Origin of the sequence: Gluconacetobacter liquefaciens, assembly GCF_003350405.1 — a bacterium.
Taxonomy (GTDB): Bacteria; Pseudomonadota; Alphaproteobacteria; order Acetobacterales; family Acetobacteraceae; genus Gluconacetobacter; species Gluconacetobacter liquefaciens.
The window spans coordinates 1-15,269 of the sequence record NZ_QQAW01000020.1; the positions used below are offsets into that span (position 1 = coordinate 1).

A 15,269-nucleotide genomic window follows, 5' to 3' on the forward strand; every position below is an offset into this window, starting at 1 on the left:
GTGGACAGGCTTCAGGGGGAGTGGAAGATCTCGACACGGCGCGCCTGTGCGGTGCTGCAGATCGATCGTTCCCTGTATGTCTACAAGTCGAAGCGTGGCACGCAGGCCGAACTGACCCAGCGGATCCGGGAGATCTGCGCAACCCGTGTGTGCTATGGCTACCGCCGCGTTCATATCCTGCTGCAGCGGGATGGCTGGGCGGTGAACCCGAAGTGGATCTATCGTCTTTACAAGGAGTTGGGCATACAACTGCGCAACAAGGTGCCCAGGCGCCGGGTCAAGGCGAAAGTGCGCGAGGACCGTCGTCCGGCGACACACTCCAATGACAGCTGGGCGATGGATTTTGTTCACGACCAGCTTGCGACGGGCCGCAAGATCAGGATCCTGACCGTGATCGACACCTTCTTGCGCGCCATATACTGCTTGGGGCCTCGATAGGAAACCCCTTTGGGCAGCGGCTCCCCGGTCGCCGGGTCTATACGCCCGCTCACCGCTTGCCTGCCGGGAATCGCAGCCTCAACCGCCATGGAGGCAGGATGGCACGTTCCTCGCGGTGGTACAAAAATGGTGCAAAAACCGGGAATTTATGGGAGGGTTTTTCCGAAAAACCCAATAAAATCAATGGCGTCCCATAGGGGATTCGAACCCCTGTTGCCGCCGTGAGAGGGCGGCGTCCTAGGCCTCTAGACGAATGGGACATCTGGCTTGGCCGGGTTCGTATCCCGATGGTGCGGGGCGGTCAAGCCCTCAAAGCCGGATGATGACATTTTCTTTGCGAAAGCGGGCCCTCAGGTCGCCACTGCCGCGTCGCGGATGAAGAAACTGGCGTCGATACGGCCATTCCAGCTTTCCGCACGCAGCCAGCCTGCCAGATGCAGCGGCGGGGCGTTGCGGTCTTCCAGCATCGCGGTGGCAGGATGCTCATCGGCACGAAACAGCAGCGCCTTCAGCCGCGGCCCGCCACCCTCGCCTTCCACCAGCACCCGCAACGTGCTGCCCTCGCGGCCGATCCGGTCGGCCCGCACCACGCGCACGCGCGGAATAGCCAGCACCGGCTCGTCATTGCCCGCCCCAAAGGGCGCCATCCGGCCGATATCGGTCGCCAGCGCCACCGTCGCCCCGGCCACATGCACCACGCCCTCGATCAGCACATCGACCGCATCCGGCAACGCCGCCGCATCGCGCAACCGCTCGTTCAGGAAATCATGCAGCGCCGGCACACCATCGCCCGGCAGCGAGAACCCGGCAGCCATGGCGTGCCCGCCACCCGTCGTCAGCAGTCCCATCTGCCGCGCCGCGATGATGGCCGCTCCCAGATCGATATCGGCAACCGACCGGCCCGAGCCCTTGACGGTGCCGTCCTCCAGTTCCGCGCCCACCAGCACCGGGCGATTGAACCTCTCCTTGATCCGCCCGGCAACGATGCCCACCACGCCTGGGTGCCAGTCCCGCCCCGACAGTACCAGCACCGCATGCCCGGCCGCGCGCTGGGCGGCAGCCTCTTCCATCGCCCGGTCCAGGATCGTGCTCTCCACCGTCTGTCGACGCCGGTTCACCGCATCCAGCCGCTCGGCCAGACGCCGGGCCTCGGCTGCGTCATCACACAGCAGCAGTTCCAACCCTAACCCGGATTCGGCAATCCGCCCTCCGGCATTGATGCGCGGCCCCAGCGCAAAACCGCAGGTAAAGGCCGAAAGCGGATCGCGCGCGCCCGCCACCTCCATCAGCGCATCCAGCCCAAGCCGCCGCCGCCGCGCCAGAATCTTCAGTCCCTGCGTCACCAGCGCCCGGTTCAGCCCGGTCAGCGGCATCACGTCGCACACCGTCGCCAGCGCCACGATATCGAGAAACGCCATCAGGTCCGGCTCCGGCCGTCCGGCAAACCACCCCGCCCGCCGCAACGCCCGTATCGTCGCCACCGCCGTCAGAAACGCCACGCCCGCCGCACACAGCCCGCGCTGGCCAGACATACAATCAGGACGGTTGGGATTGACGGTCGCCAGCACTGAGGGCGGAGGCCCCTCGGCCTTGTGGTGATCCAGCACCACGATATCAGCCCGCCCGGCCAGCGTCGCCAGCACATCGCCCGCCGCCGTGCCGCAATCGACACAGACCACCAGCGTCGCCCCCCGCGCCACCAGCGCGTCAAGCGCCGGGGCATTGGGGCCATAACCCTCGGTCATCCGGTCCGGCACATGGGTCATCACCGGGCAGCCCAACTGACGCAGCAGCCCGGTCACCAGCGCGGCGGCGCAGGCCCCATCCACGTCATAATCGCCGAATACGGCCACCGTCTCGCCCCGGCGTACCGCCTCGGCCAGCCGATCAGCCGCTACGTCCATGTCCTGCAACGCGGAAGGATCAGGCATCAACGCCCGCAGGGTCGGGTCGAGGAAGGTCGCGGCGGTGTTCCCATCCAGCCCGCGCGCCGCCAGCATCTGCCCGACCAGTTCGGACACCCCCGCCTGCTGCGCGATCATCAGCCCGATCCGCCCGCCGGCATCGGCCAGGCGGGAATCCCGCCAAAGCCAACGCCGGCCCCCCAGACTGGACCGCACCCCCAGCACGACCGCCCCCTCAGCCGGATCGGAAGGCGCCGCGTCCATCAGAGTCCCGTCCGCCATGGTCGCAAGCGACATCGGCCGTCAGTAGGCCGGCCAGGTTTTGGTGCTGAAATCGTGATGCCCCTCGACAAAGCGCACCGTGCCGGATTTCGAACGCATGACGATCGAATGCGTGACGGCACGGCGGCCATCGCGACGGATACCCCGCAGGAGCGGGCCGGTCGTCACGCCGGTGGCCGAGAACAGAACATCCCCCTTGGCCATGTCGAACAGGCTCAACTTGCGCGACGGGTCCTTACCCGGATCCATCTCCCGCGCACGACGGATCTGCTCATCATCCTCGAACAGCAGCCGGCCCTGCATCTGGCCACGCACGCAACGCACGGCAGCGGCAGCCAGCACGCCTTCCGGCGCCCCCCCCGAACCCGCATAGATATCCACCTGGCCATCCGGCAGACAGGCGGCAATGGCGGCAGCCACGTCGCCGTCGCTCAACAGCATCACCCGCGCCCCGGCCTCACGTGTCTTGGCAATCAGTTCCTCATGGCGCTCGCGCTCCAGCGCACACAACGTCAGTTCGGTGATATCCTTGCGCTTGGCCCGCGCCAGTTCGCGCAGATTGGCACCAATGCTGGCATCCAGATCCACCACGCCTTCCGGCAGATCCGGCCCGACCACGATCTTGTCCATATACACGTCGGGCGCATGCAGGAAATTGCCCGCCTCGGCCAGCGCCACCACCGTCAGGGCATTGGGCATATTCTTGGCACACAGGTTGGTGCCTTCCAGCGGGTCCACGGCGATATCCATTGCCGGGCCGCCGGCACCTACCTTTTCGCCAATGAACAGCATCGGCGCCTCGTCCATCTCGCCCTCGCCGATCACCACCGTGCCGTCGATCGCCACGGTATCGAACGCCAGGCGCATCGCCTCCACGGCGGCACCATCGGCATCGTTCTTCTGGCCGCGACCGGTCCAGTGCGATGCCGCCATCGCCGCCGCCTCGGTCACACGGACCAACTCCAGGGCAAGATTGCGGTCGGTAACCTGATAGGCGGTAGTGGGTCTGGACGTCATCACTCTGTTCCTTGACTGTCTGGGCCGGTTCTCACCGCCGGCCTGATGAGCGGGCCCGCAGGCGTAGTCAGCCGGCCTCGATACGGATCATCGCCGGCTCGCCGATCACGGCCGGCAGTTCCGCAATCCGGGCCAACGCCGCCATCATGGCGGATTCCTGTGTCCGATGTGTGACCAGCACCAGCGGCACGGACGGTTCGTCCGCTCCACCAATATCGTCGGCGGCGCGCCCATGTTGCAGCATGCTGCGCAAAGACACGCCATGATCGCGCAGAACGGCCGTCACATCGGCGATCACGCCGGGCCGGTCCTGCACCTGCAGACGCAGATAATATTCCTCGTGGAAGGCCGTGCGCGGCAGCGCCTCCACCTGCGTCAGCCCATCGGTGCTGCGGCCCCAGACCGGCACCGCATTGCCGCGGGCAATGTCGATCAGGTCGGCGGCAACGGCGGTAGCCGTCGGCCCCTCGCCCGCGCCGCGCCCCTCCAGCATCAGCCGGCCGACGAACGCGCCCTCCACCAGCACGGCATTGAACACGCCATCCACCTGCGCGATCGGCATCTTCTCCGGCACCAGGCAGGGATGCACGCGCGCCTCCACCCCATCCTCGCGCCGGCGGGCCAGCCCCAGCAGCTTGATGCGATAACCCAGCGCCTGGGCGAAGGTCAGGTCCAGCGCATCGATGCCACGAATCCCCTCGACATGGACCGAGGAGAACGCCACCGGCCGCCCGAACGCCAACCCGGCCAGAATCGCCAGCTTGTGCGCCGCGTCGATGCCGTCCACGTCGGTCGAGGGATCGGCCTCGGCATAACCCAGCGCCTGCGCCTCGGCCAGCACATCGGCAAAAGCCCGGCCGCTCTCGCGCATCGCGGTCATGATATAGTTGCAGGTGCCGTTCAGAATACCGCCCACCCGGTTCAACCGGTCGGCGGCCAGCCCCTCGCGCACGGTCTTGATGGCGGGGATTCCTCCGGCCACCGCAGCCTCGAACATCAGCGGCACACCCGCCTGCTCGGCCAGCGCCGCCAGTTCGGCCCCATGCACTGCGATCAGCGCCTTGTTGGCCGTCACCACCGGCCGGCCGGCCCGCAATGCCTCGGTCACCAGCCGGCGGGCAATGCCTTCGGCCCCGCCGATCAGTTCGACCACCACATCCACGTCAGGATCGTGCGCCAGCGCCGCCGCATCGTCGTGCCAGGTCACGCCGTCCAGATCGATGCCCCGGTCACGGGTGCGGTCGCGCGCGGCCACGGACGTCACCACCACCGGCCGCCCGGCCCGGGCGCTGACGATCGCCGCATTGCTCCGCAGCAGCTTGACCAGCCCGGCTCCCACCGTCCCCAGCCCGGCGATGCCGATCCGCAATGGCGCCGGCCCCGTTCCGTCCGCCTGTCCGCCCGCACCACCCGTAGCCATCATCCGTCCGGTCACCTGATATCCTGTCGTCGTTCCTGAATTCAGCAAACAGCCGGACGCAGCGCCCACCGCGCCACGTCCGGGTCAAAAAACAGCCGGCTCGCCGGCCTGTACGGTTCAGATCACCGACGCCGCATCGGCTGCCTGATCCGCCTCCTTCCCCACCCGGCGGCCACTCCCCGCCAGGTCAGGCAGATTGACGCCATGCCGGCCCATGAACTGCCGGATCGCGCGGGTCGCCTGACGCAGGCGCTGCGTGTTCTCCACCAGCCCGATCCGCACGAAGCCCTCGCCATACTCGCCGAAGCCCAGCCCCGGCGCCACCGCCACCCCGGCTTCCTTCAGCAGCAGCTTGGAGAAATCGACGCTCCCCATTTCGCGGAATGCCGGCGGCAGCGGCGCCCAGGCAAACATCGACCCCTCGGGCGACGGCACATCCCACCCGGCAGCATGCAGGCCACGGATCAGCACGTCGCGCCGGTCGCGATACAGCGTGCGCATCTCCGCCACGCAATCCTGCGGGCCACTCAACGCCGCCACCGCAGCCACCTGAATCGGCGTGAACGCGCCATAATCCAGATAGGATTTGATCCGCGTCAGCGCATTGATCAGCCGCGGATTGCCGGCCGCGAACCCCATTCGCCAGCCGGCCATGGAATAGGTCTTGGACAGCGAGGTGAATTCCACCGCGATCTCCTTCGCTCCCGGCACCTGCAGGATCGAAGGCGGCACCCTGTCGCCGAAATAGATCTCGGCATAGGCCAGGTCGGACATGATCCAGATCTCGTGCCGTCGGGCAAAGGCCACCAGTTCGCGATAGAAATCCAGGTCCGCGACATAAGCCGTGGGGTTGGAGGGAAAGTTCACGATCAGCGCCGTCGGCTTCGGCACCGAATGGCGCACCGCGCGGTCCAGCGCCCGCAGCATCTCTTCATCCGGCGTCGCGGGAATCGAGCGCACCGAAGCCCCGGCGATGATGAAGCCGAACTGATGGATCGGATAAGACGGATTCGGCACCAGGATGGTGTCACCGGGGCTAGTAATCGCGGCAGCCAGATTGGCCAACCCCTCCTTAGACCCCAGGGTGGCGATCACCTCCGTCTCAGGGTCCAGCTTCACCTCGAAACGGCGCTCATAATAAGCCGCCAGCGCCCGGCGCAGACCGGGAATGCCCTTGCTCACCGAATAGCCATGCGCACGTGGGTTGGAAACGGTCTCCACCAGCTTCTGCACGATATGCGGCGGCGTGGGGCTGTCGGGATTGCCCATGCCCAGATCGATGATGTCCTCGCCCCTAGCTCGGGCCGCGGCCTTGGCCTTGTTCACCTCGGCGAACACATAGGGCGGCAGGCGGCGGATGCGATGGAATTCTTCGGTCATGGGTTGGCTCGTTGAGACTGTCTGCCGGGGACCCAGCGCCCCCGACAAGGTTCAGGATGGCCGTTTCGCGCCGCTCTTCCGGCGGCATGTCGCGACTGGCGGGCTGGTTCCCCACCAATCGCGGATATTAGCGACGCCCAGGCCCGACAGGCAACCGCGCCACGCTCTACTCCGCCGTGCGAAGACGCACGCCATCGCCGAAGGGGTGGGCGCGCAGATGGATCGCCTTCGCCGGCACGCCATCGGTCACCAGGCGATCGGCCACCACACGAGCCCGCAGCAGCGCAAGCGCCATCGCCCGCGCCTGCTCCGCCGAATCGGTCGACGCGGCCTCGCCATAGCCATGGACGAACAACGGGCCGCCGGGTGTATGGCGCGCCACGCTATCGATCTCCTTCTCCTGCCCCGCCAGCGGATGATCGTTGCCCACAGGAAAGAGAATGCGCGTGCCGCCAGGGTCGGAGAGCGCATAATCCGGACGGCTCACCGCGACGGCGGCATCGGCCGGCACGGCGAAGCCGGGAAATTGCGGCGCCGTCGGCGGCCCGGCCGGAATCGCGGGCAGAGGCGCCGCCACCGCCTGCGCCTTGCCCCCCACCCCGCCAACATCCTCCCCGACCTCGGGCATCGCCACCAGCGGTCCCGCGCTGTCGTCAGCAGAGGCCGAAGACGCCGTTTCGACCGGTTTCGGCGCAACAACCGGCGCGGCCGGCGGCGCCTCCGCCGCCTCCAGCGTCGCTGAAGATGCGGCATCGGCCACCGCCGGAGCGGCCGGTCGCGCCGGTGCCGGAACGGCCGTATTCGTCAGCGGCCCGACCTCCGCCGCCATTCGGTGCGCCAGGTTGCGCTGTTCGATCAGGGCTTCGGTCACATCCTGCCGCCGCTCGGCCGAGGGCAGCACAGGTGGCGTGGTCGGGGTCAGGCCCACGGCGGGATAGGGATCATGCGCCCCCGGCGGCGGCGGCCGCTGCTGGGCGATCACCCCGCCCTGATACTGATGCCACCAGTCCAGCGTGGTATCCACGGCATCGCGATGGGCGCAGCCGCCCAGGGGCAGCAGGCCGGCCAGCATCCCCGCCAGCGCCGCCCCCACGGCCGCCCCCCGGCGGCCCGCCGGGCCGGCCAAAGCCACGCGGTCTCTTGGCAGCGGCGCTTTCATACCCATCTTCTCTCCATGACCAGCGTCTGGCGGCCGTATTCCACTCGGGGCACGGCTACCCCCCTTACTAACCCGCCCCTGGGCCTTTAGCGAGAGAGGCGGACAAGGACGGGTCTTGGCACCGGGCCGAAGGCGGCGCAGGATAGAGTGATGACGCAGACCAGTCCTGGATACAGGGAGATTATGATGCTGAACGGCATGCAGCCGAACCACCGTATCCGGATGGATGACGAAGACCCCAACGGTCCAGACATCCCCGAGCCCCAGGGTCCCGAGCCGAAAGAGCCCGACGACAACAAGACCCTGTCCTCCCCGGTCAACGAGCTTGAAAGCCGCCTGTTCGACCAGCGCAAGGTGCTGGTGTTCGGCGCGATCAACGACAAGCTGGCGCGCGACGTCACCGGCCGCCTGCTGGCGCTGGCCGGCGCGTCCGACAAGCCGATCGACGTGTACGTCAACTCGCCCGGCGGCCACGTCGAGAGCGGCGACACGATCCACGACATGATCCGCTTCGTCGATTCGGTCGCCCCGGTAAACGTGATCGGCACCGGCTGGGTCGCCTCGGCCGGCGCGCTGATCTTCGCCGCCGGCAATCCCCAGCGCCGCTACTGCCTGCCCAACACCCGCTTCCTGCTGCACCAGCCGATGGGCGGCGTGCGCGGCCCCGCCACCGATATCGACATCGAGGCGCGGGAAATCGTGAAGATGCGCGAGCGGCTGAACCGCCTGTTCGCGCGCGAAACCGGGCAGGAATACGAAAAGATCTGCCGCGATACCGACCGGAATTACTGGATGTCGGCCGAAGAGGCGATCGCCTACGGCCTGGTGACACGGATCATTTCCACGATCTCCGACATCCACTGATCGCTGGCCCCCTCATCCCCCCCATCGCAGGGGGGGGCCGCAAGGTGACGTCCGTTCCGGCCTGATGCAGTCAGGCCGGAACGGCGTCTGTACTCATTGTGCGAGCTTGCGAAGCATGACCTCTCTCTCCGATATCTATTCCTCCCTCCCCGAGGCGATCGACCCCAAGGGCGCCGATACGAAAACGGTCGCCGAGGCCGATTTCAACGCCCGCCACTGGTCCAGCCCGGTACCCGGCCCGCTCAAGCCCGGCTCGGCCGAGCACAAGCGCGCGGTGGCGGAAATGTTCCGCGACACGTTCAACCCGTACAAGCCCTCGGTCATCGCATGGCCGAAGCTGGACCCGGAAACGCTGCGGCGCGTCACCTCCCTGCCGATCTGGGACATCGCGGTGCAGACCGAGGGCAAGGCCCGCCTGCGCATGGCCGCCTACGCCCGCATGATCGACGACCCGGACATGAAGGACGCCCTGTCACGCAATGCGTGGGAGGAAAACCGCCACAAGGAAGTCCTGTCGAAGCTGGTCGAGGCCTACGACATCAAGATGGCGCCCGAGCCGCCCTATATCGAGCCGCGCGACACCGAATGGGCCTATCTCGTCACCGGCTTCTCGGAATGCGTGGACAGCTTCTTCGCCTTCGGCCTGTTCGCCCTCGCCCAGCGCTCCGGTTTCTTCCCCGCCGAGCTGATCGAGACGTTCGAGCCGGTGATGCAGGAGGAATGCCGTCACATCCTGCTGTTCGCCAACTGGCTGGCCTGGCACCGCGCGACCATGCCCCTGTGGCAGCGTCCGTGGTTCGAACTGCGCGTCCTCGCGGTCTGGGTGTTCCTGGTCTACGAGCGGATCGGCCTGGCCACCAGCATCGACGCCGACGGCAACGTGCAGGAACAGGATAACAACTTCACCGTCAGCGGCGCCAAGGACATGACGAACATGGATGTCAGCCTGCGCGACATGATCGATCTGTGCCTGGAAGAGAACGAACGCCGCTTCTCCGGCTACGATCCGCGCCTGCTGCGTCCGAAACTGGCACCGAACCTCGCGCGTTTCCTGCGCCTGTTCCTCCGCCGTCCTTCCGGCGCCAGGGCGCTGGAGAAGACTGCTTGAACCGAATCGAAGCCGGATCGGAAACCCACAAGACCCTGTTCTGCCGCCAGTTCATCGCCACGCATCAGGTCTTCGACCCCGAGACCCTGCCGTGGCCGGAACTGACGGCGGAAGAACTGGGTCGCCTGCGCACCATCCCGTTCTGGCAGGAGGTGTACCACACCGAACGCCGGGCGGGCGCAATCGTGGATGCCTTCGCTCCCCAGATCACCGACCCGGTGGTGCGCGAGGCGGTGGTCCTCCAAGGCCTGGAGGAAGCACGCCACGCAAAGCTGATCCGCACGATGATCGACCGCTACGGCATCGACGCGACCGAACAGCCGCTGGAGCGATTTCCCACCGACCTGGAAACCGCGTTCATCGATTTCGGCTTCGGCGAATGCCTCGACGCCTTCCTGGGCTTCGGGGCCTTCAAGAACGCCCGCCAGTCGCAGTTCCTGCCCGAAAAGCTGTTCGAGATCTTCGATCTGCTGATGTTCGAGGAAACGCGGCACATCGTCTTCTTCATCAACTACATGGCGTGGCGCGAGCACCGGCGCGGCCTGGGCCCGATGCGCCGGGCCCTGAAATCCACCCGTTATTACAGCCGCGCACTGAAGCGCCTGCTGGCCATGGTCCGGCGCGGCCGCCACCCCAATGACGGGCGCGATTTCGCGGTCACCCAGGCCAATGTTTTCCTCGACCGTTTCTCGTTTCGCCAGTTCGTCGAGGATTGCTACCGCGAGAACGCGCGCCGGATGCAGGAATTCGACCCCGACCTGATGCAGCCCCGCCTGTTGCCCGCCATGGCCGACCTCGCCCTGCGCGGCATGCGCCTGTGGGACCGCAGCCGCCCCCACCTGCGCGCCGGTACCCGATAAGACGTCCCCGCACAGCAACGTTCTGTTGCAAATCGAGAGAAAAAGCTGCCTTTCCGACAGGTTAGCGCAACCCTACTCTGCCGTTGATGCGGTCGCGGACTCCTGGCCGGGTCAGTTACTCCACCGCGCGGAAGGTCGCGCCGGTTCGTCCACGGACGTGCCGACACCACGCAGCCGCCGCCAGTCACGGGAAATCGTCACATGTCTTCGTCCATCTCCAGTCTCGGCAGCAGCGCGCTCGACAGTCTGTATGGCACCAGCAGCACGAGCAGCAGCGACACAGCCTCGTCGTCGTCGTCCTCCTCCTCTTCCACCACGACCACGACCGAAATCGCCAACAGCGACGGTTCCATCACCATCGTGACCAAGGACGCGCAGGGCAACATCATCTCCGAAACCACCACCGGCAGCCAGAACGCCTCGGCCGATCCGGGCAGCGTCGATCTCTACGCCTGATCCCCCTCAAAGATTGAAGGCTTCTTTTTCAGCAGAAAAAGAAGCCGAGAGACTCTGACCCGTTCAAGCCAATCCCAGGCCGCTCACACCGAGCCCCCCCTGAACGGGTCAGAATTTTTCAGTTCTTTTGCCCCCAGAAAGAACAAGACGTCCCCAGTCAAAACATGCGCCGACACGATCACCGCCCGCGCGGCATCGGACCGTGCTCGCCTCCAGCCGAACCGCGATATTCCACAATATCCCGCAACGCGGCACCCCATTCTCCACCAGCTGCCCGCCGTTTTACGCTTGCACTCCCCCCGATCGTGAGACAAGAATACCCAACAACGATTTTATATCGTTAATATCGCAGCCTGTCGGAGTGCAGAGTCCCGCAATGTCCCACCCCCTCGCGGCCCGACCGCGATACAGGCCGACCGGGGACATCCAGACCGACCCGCCGCCCGAATCCTCCAAGGCCAAGCCCATGCCCGACACGACCAGCCTCTCCCGCCGCGCATTGCTGGCCGGCGCCACGGCGCTCCCCTTTGCACCGCTCGACGCCATGGCGGACGAAGCCGCCCATTGCAGCCCGGCCGGCACGGCCAACGTTCCCCCTGTCCCCGGCCCCGCCCGCAAGCTGACCATCGCGTGGAACCAGAATTCCACCTGCACCGCCGCGATTCCGGTCGCCAAAGAGAAGGGCTTCTTCGCGCGCTATAATCTCGACGTCGATTACGTCAATTTCGCCGGCTCCACCGACCAGTTGCTGGAAGCTCTGGCCACCGGCAAGGCCGACGGCGCGCCCGGCATGGCCCTGCGCTGGCTGAAGCCGCTCCAGCAGGGGTTCGACGTCAAGCTCGTCGCGGGCCTGCACGCGGGCTGCATGCACATGCTTGCCCCCAAGGGCGGCCCGGCGAAGCTGGAAGACATGCGCGGCAAGACCATCGGCGTAACCGATATCGGCGGCCCCGACAAAAATTTCTTCAGCATTCGTCTCAAAGAAGTCGGAATCGACCCGGAATCCGACGTCCAATGGCGCCAATACCCGGCCGACCTGCTGTCGGTGGCCCTGAAACGCGGCGACGTGCAGGCCATCACCGGCACAGATCCCTTCTCATACCTCTACAAGCGCCAGTTCGACCTGGTGGAAATCGACAGCAACATGAACGGCAGTTGGGCGCAGATTGCCTGCTGCGTCATCGGCCTGCGCGGCAGCCTGATCCGTAACGACCCCGCCGTGGCAGCGGCCGTCACGCGCGCGATCCTGGAAGCCGGCGCCTGGGTCGCCTGCAACCCCGACGAAGCCGGGCGCATCTTCAAACCCTTCGCCGCCCGCGCCAGCGCCGAGGATATCGCGGAAATGCTGCGCCTTCAGGGCCACCATCACCAGACTCTCGGTCCGTCGCTGCATGACGAGGTCGTGCGCTACGCCGATGCCCTGAAACAGATCGGCGTCTTCCGTCCCTCGCTCGATTCCGCGCGCTATGCCGGCAAGGTGACGCAGGATCTGTTCGCCACATGAGTTCACCGAATACGCCGTCACCGAACCAGACCGCGGACACCCCATCAGGGCAGACAGCGACAAAACCCGGCACGTCCTCCCGACGCCCCCTGCTGCCCTGGGTCGCCGGGCCCGCATGGTTCCTGGCGGCCCTCGTCACCTGGCGCTGGCCGGACGCCGACGATTTCCCCGACACCAACCAACTCGCGACCCAGTTCTGCGCCATCGGCCTCGCGCTGACGGTGGCGGCGGTCCTGCGCCGCCTGTCCGCGCGCGCGCCATGGGCCATCGCACTGGGTCTGGGCTTCACGGCATGGGAAATCATACAGGCCAAACTGCTCTGGCTGCCCCGCCCCTTCTTCGGCACGCCGCAGGACCTTCTGGATGTATTCCTGACCGACTGGAGGCGGCTGGGCGACAGCCTGCTGCATTCGCTCGGCCTGCTGGCGGTCGGCTACGGCATCGGCGCAGCACTTGGGGTCGCCATCGGTGTCGGGCTGGGCCGCTCGCTGCGGTTCCGCTACTGGGTGCGGCCCCTGATCCGCCTGATCGGCCCGCTGCCCCCCGTCGCATTGCTGCCGCTGGCCTTCATCATCATCCCCTCCAGCCGGCTGGCCAGCGAGGCGCTGCTGGCGCTGGCAGCCGGCTTTCCCACCACCATCCTGACATGGTCCGGCGTCGTCGCCGTCGATCCGGCCTATTACGACGTCGCCCGCACCATGGGCGCACGCAACCGCTTCCTGGTCCTGCGCGTGGCCCTGCCGGCCGCGATGCCGCAGATCTTCGTCGGCCTGTTCATGGGTCTGGGCGTCTCCTTCGCAACCCTGGTGGTGGCCGAGATGCTGGGCGTGAAATCCGGCCTGGGCTTCTACATGCAATGGGCCCAGGGCTGGGCGGCCTATCCCAATATGTATGCGGCGCTGCTGGTCATGTCGCTGATGTGCACGGGGCTGGTCACGCTGCTGTTCAAGCTGCGCGACCGCGTCCTCTCCTGGCAGAAGGACGGCCTGAAATGGTAACCACCTCCACCCGCATCGCCCATCCTCTGGGGCTGGAACTCGATCATATCGACCACGGCTACACGATCGGCGGCGTGTTCACGCCGGTTCTCGACGATATCAGCCTCAGCATCGCGCCGGGCGAATTCGTTGCCCTGCTCGGCCCGTCGGGCTGCGGCAAATCCACCCTGCTGCGCCTGATCGCAGGGCTGGAGCCCCCGCATGGGGGCACGATCCTGGCCGAAGACACCCCCATCAGCGGCCCGGGCCCCGACCGAATCGTGATGTTCCAGGACCCGACGCTCTATCCCTGGCGCACCGTGCGCGGCAACGTCGCCCTTGGCCACGACATCGCCGGCCGCAAGGACCAGGCATCGGTCGATGCCGCCATCGAACTGGTGGGGCTGAAGGGTTTCGAACGCGCCTGGCCACACCAATTGTCCGGCGGCATGGCCCAGCGCGCGGCCCTCGCCCGCGCCCTGGTCAACGACCCGCGCGTGCTGATCCTGGACGAACCGCTGGGCAAGCTGGACAGTCTGACACGCCTGACGATGCAGACCGAACTGCACCGCCTGTGGCGCGACCGCGGCTTCACAGCCATCATGGTCACCCACGATGTCGAGGAAGCCCTGCTGCTGGCCACGCGGATCGTCGTCTTCAGCCCCCGCCCCGCCCGCATCATCGCCGACCTGCCGATCGACCTGCCTCCTCACCGCCACCGCGACGACCCCCGCCTGCTCGATCTGCGCAAGAACATCCTGACCCAGCTCGGCCATAGCGCAGACTGGTAAAAAGCTGGAAAAGCCCAACTGGCGGCGGGCTCGGCCACAAACCGTGCCGCAAGGCCAGTCAGGCACCGGCAACGGTCCAACGCGCGTTTCCCGCATCTCACACCATGCGCGTACTGCCCGGACCGAAGGCAACTGCCCTCCAGTAACGCCATCCCTCTGGAAGATGACGGTAATATCCGGATGATTTCACGCCCTTTCCGCACCCGATGAAGCGATAATTTCGCCTGCGACACCGGGTCGCGCGCGGCGGGCCTACGCCGCAGACGAAGGACGCTCGAAAAATGATAAAAAAGCTCGGCGCAGAATTCTTCGGCACATTCTGGCTCGTCTTCGGCGGCTGCGGCGCCGCCGTCCTCGATGCGGCCTTCCCGCAACTCGGGATCGGTTTCGGAGGCGTCGCACTCGCCTTCGGTCTCACCGTCCTCACCATGGCCTTTGCCGTCGGCGGCATCTCCGGCGGCCATTTCAACCCGGCCGTTTCGCTCGGCGCCGCCGCCGCCGGCCGCCTGCCGTGGAACGCGCTCGGTCCCTATTGGGCCGCCCAGGTACTCGGCGGTCTTCTGGCAGCCAGCCTGTTATACCTTATCGCCTCCGGCAAACCGGATTTCGTGGCCGGCGCCTTCGCCTCCAACGGCTATGGCGCCCTCTCCCCCGGACATTACGGGCTTCTCTCCGGCTTCCTGATCGAGACGATCCTGACGGCGGGGTTCCTCGTCGTCATTCTGGGCGCAACCTCCCGAACCGCACCGGCCGGGTTCGGGCCGCTCCCGATCGGGCTCGCCCTGACCCTGATCCATCTCGTCTCGATCCCCGTCACGAACACCTCGGTCAATCCGGCCCGGTCCACGGCGGTCGCGTTCTTCGCGCAGACGGCGGCGATCGGGCAGCTCTGGCTGTTCTGGACGGCCCCGCTCATCGGCGCCCTGCTCGGCGCCTTTATCTGGAAATCCCTGATTGCAACCCCGGAATCATGAGGAAAGCACGGCCCAGTGCTACTCCTTGAAGGCGCGGGCAAGGATATTCTGCTTTTCCAGCGAGACGGGCAGCGCGGTGGCGGTAACGGCCACACCCTGCCAGCCCGCCCCCATGGCGGTGTAGAGATTGACCGC

The 15,269-nt window shown here is 66.7% G+C and carries 13 protein-coding genes, 1 tRNA gene and 1 pseudogene; 9 read left to right on the forward strand and 6 right to left on the reverse strand.

Annotated elements, in window-relative coordinates; genetic code table 11:
• A pseudogene (locus C7453_RS18320) lies at nucleotides 1-435 on the forward strand (IS3 family transposase); the annotation flags it as partial.
• Between the two features lie 187 nt (nucleotides 436-622).
• Here C7453_RS18320 and C7453_RS18325 read toward each other — a convergent pair.
• The 6 genes from C7453_RS18325 to C7453_RS18350 all read right to left on the reverse strand — a co-directional run bounded on the left by C7453_RS18325 (nucleotide 623) and on the right by C7453_RS18350 (nucleotide 7,606).
• Nucleotides 623-698, reverse strand: a tRNA-Glu gene (locus C7453_RS18325).
• Between the two features lie 90 nt (nucleotides 699-788).
• Complete coding sequence (gene recJ, locus C7453_RS18330) at nucleotides 789-2,624, reverse strand: single-stranded-DNA-specific exonuclease RecJ (RefSeq protein ID WP_114729644.1); 1,836 nt, start codon at nucleotides 2,622-2,624, stop codon at nucleotides 789-791.
• Nucleotides 2,625-2,645: 21 nt separating this feature from the next.
• Complete coding sequence (glpX, locus tag C7453_RS18335) at nucleotides 2,646-3,641, reverse strand: class II fructose-bisphosphatase (RefSeq protein WP_114729634.1); 996 nt, start codon at nucleotides 3,639-3,641, stop codon at nucleotides 2,646-2,648.
• 67 nt (nucleotides 3,642-3,708) lie between these two features.
• Entirely contained in the window at nucleotides 3,709-5,061 is a 1,353-nt protein-coding gene (locus C7453_RS18340) for a homoserine dehydrogenase (RefSeq protein ID WP_114729645.1), read from the reverse strand.
• Between the two features lie 117 nt (nucleotides 5,062-5,178).
• Nucleotides 5,179-6,441, reverse strand: coding sequence for an LL-diaminopimelate aminotransferase (locus C7453_RS18345; RefSeq protein WP_114729635.1), 1,263 nt, complete (start codon nucleotides 6,439-6,441; stop codon nucleotides 5,179-5,181).
• A 166-nt stretch (nucleotides 6,442-6,607) separates the two neighbouring features.
• On the reverse strand, nucleotides 6,608-7,606 hold the full coding sequence (locus C7453_RS18350) for an OmpA family protein (RefSeq protein WP_141289189.1): 999 nt from the start codon (nucleotides 7,604-7,606) through the stop codon (nucleotides 6,608-6,610).
• A 183-nt stretch (nucleotides 7,607-7,789) separates the two neighbouring features.
• Here C7453_RS18350 and C7453_RS18355 point away from each other — a divergent pair, with 183 nt between their 5' ends.
• The 8 genes from C7453_RS18355 to aqpZ all read left to right on the forward strand — a co-directional run bounded on the left by C7453_RS18355 (nucleotide 7,790) and on the right by aqpZ (nucleotide 15,134).
• Complete coding sequence (locus C7453_RS18355; protein ID WP_114729646.1) at nucleotides 7,790-8,464, forward strand: ATP-dependent Clp protease proteolytic subunit; 675 nt, start codon at nucleotides 7,790-7,792, stop codon at nucleotides 8,462-8,464.
• A gap of 115 nt (nucleotides 8,465-8,579) precedes the next feature.
• Nucleotides 8,580-9,572, forward strand: a complete 993-nt coding sequence (locus C7453_RS18360) for a ferritin-like domain-containing protein (RefSeq protein WP_114729637.1) — start codon at nucleotides 8,580-8,582, stop codon at nucleotides 9,570-9,572.
• The gene (locus tag C7453_RS18365; RefSeq protein WP_114729638.1) at nucleotides 9,569-10,432 is read left to right on the forward strand and encodes a hypothetical protein; all 864 of its coding nucleotides are present in this window, start codon (nucleotides 9,569-9,571) and stop codon (nucleotides 10,430-10,432) included. The genes C7453_RS18360 and C7453_RS18365 overlap by 4 nt, the downstream gene beginning before the upstream one ends.
• A gap of 201 nt (nucleotides 10,433-10,633) precedes the next feature.
• Nucleotides 10,634-10,888: a hypothetical protein gene (locus tag C7453_RS18370; RefSeq protein ID WP_114729639.1), complete on the forward strand. Its 255-nt coding sequence runs from the start codon at nucleotides 10,634-10,636 to the stop codon at nucleotides 10,886-10,888.
• Nucleotides 10,889-11,264: 376 nt separating this feature from the next.
• On the forward strand, nucleotides 11,265-12,392 hold the full coding sequence (locus C7453_RS18375; protein WP_245949153.1) for an ABC transporter substrate-binding protein: 1,128 nt from the start codon (nucleotides 11,265-11,267) through the stop codon (nucleotides 12,390-12,392).
• Nucleotides 12,389-13,390, forward strand: a complete 1,002-nt coding sequence (locus tag C7453_RS18380) for an ABC transporter permease (RefSeq protein ID WP_114729641.1) — start codon at nucleotides 12,389-12,391, stop codon at nucleotides 13,388-13,390. Before C7453_RS18375 ends, C7453_RS18380 begins: the two co-directional genes overlap by 4 nt.
• Entirely contained in the window at nucleotides 13,384-14,160 is a 777-nt protein-coding gene (locus C7453_RS18385; RefSeq protein ID WP_114729642.1) for an ABC transporter ATP-binding protein, read from the forward strand. Before C7453_RS18380 ends, C7453_RS18385 begins: the two co-directional genes overlap by 7 nt.
• Nucleotides 14,161-14,441: 281 nt before the next feature.
• Complete coding sequence (aqpZ, locus tag C7453_RS18390) at nucleotides 14,442-15,134, forward strand: aquaporin Z (protein ID WP_114729643.1); 693 nt, start codon at nucleotides 14,442-14,444, stop codon at nucleotides 15,132-15,134.
• Nucleotides 15,135-15,269 lie beyond the last annotated feature (135 nt).